The organism is Xenorhabdus thuongxuanensis, from assembly GCF_001908095.1.
Lineage (GTDB): Bacteria > Pseudomonadota > Gammaproteobacteria > Enterobacterales > Enterobacteriaceae > Xenorhabdus > Xenorhabdus thuongxuanensis.
The window spans coordinates 1-1,126 of sequence record NZ_MKGR01000077.1 but is presented as its reverse complement, the minus strand read 5'-3'; the positions used below and the strand labels follow the sequence as shown (position 1 = coordinate 1,126).

At 51.8% G+C, this 1,126-nt stretch carries 2 tRNA genes and 2 rRNA genes; all 4 read left to right on the top strand.

What is annotated here, in order from left to right:
• Window positions 1-54 (top strand): 16S ribosomal RNA (locus tag Xentx_RS18070); the annotation flags it as partial.
• Window positions 55-125: 71 nt separating this feature from the next.
• A tRNA-Ile gene (locus Xentx_RS18065) sits at window positions 126-202 on the top strand.
• Between the two features lie 20 nt (window positions 203-222).
• A tRNA-Ala gene (locus Xentx_RS18060) sits at window positions 223-298 on the top strand.
• 176 nt (window positions 299-474) lie between these two features.
• Window positions 475-1,126, top strand: a 23S ribosomal RNA gene (locus Xentx_RS18055); the annotation flags it as partial.

Below are 1,126 nucleotides of genomic sequence, written 5' to 3'. Positions count from 1 at the left end.
GTGAAGTCGTAACAAGGTAACCGTAGGGGAACCTGCGGTTGGATCACCTCCTTAACCTAAGGGTAGTGGACTGTGAGTGTTCACACAGATTGTCTGATATAGAGAAGAAGAGACGGGAACGGGATAGGCTTGTAGCTCAGGTGGTTAGAGCGCACCCCTGATAAGGGTGAGGTCGGTGGTTCAAGTCCACTCAGGCCTACCAACTTTTCTGTCCGATTCGATGGGGCTATAGCTCAGCTGGGAGAGCGCCTGCCTTGCACGCAGGAGGTCAGCGGTTCGATCCCGCTTAGCTCCACCATACTCAATCTTCTGACGAAAAGAATATTTCAGAACACATTAAAGTCAGTGTGTTGTGAAATTTATGCTCTTTAACAATCTGGAACAAGCTGAAAATTTGAAACCATCAATGTTGTTGAACGATAACATTGATGAGTCTCTCAACAACTCCAGTCCGAAGACACCTTCGGGTTGTGAGGTTAAGCGACTAAGCGTACACGGTGGATGCCTAGGCAGTCAGAGGCGATGAAGGACGTGCTAATCTGCGAAAAGCGCCGGTGAGCTGATATGAAGCGTTATCAGCCGGCGATGTCCGAATGGGGAAACCCAGTGCAATCCGTTGCACTATCCTGACCTGAATCCATAGGGTCAGGAGGCGAACCGGGGGAACTGAAACATCTCAGTACCCCGAGGAAAAGAAATCAACCGAGATTCCCCCAGTAGCGGCGAGCGAACGGGGAGGAGCCCAGAGCCATCAGCGATAGCAGTGTCAGGAGAACGGCCTGGAAAGGCCGGCAGTAAAGGGTGACAGCCCCGTATCCGAAGGCACTGGTATTGTGAGCTCGAAGAGTAGGGCGGGACACGTGGTATCCTGTCTGAACATGGGGGGACCATCCTCCAAGGCTAAATACTCCTGACTGACCGATAGTGAACCAGTACCGTGAGGGAAAGGCGAAAAGAACCCCGGCGAGGGGAGTGAAAGAGAACCTGAAACCGTGTACGTACAAGCAGTGGGAGCCTTGATTTATCAGGGTGACTGCGTACCTTTTGTATAATGGGTCAGCGACTTATATTCTGTAGCAAGGTTAACCGCATAGGGGAGCCGCAGGGAAACCGAGTCTTAACTGGG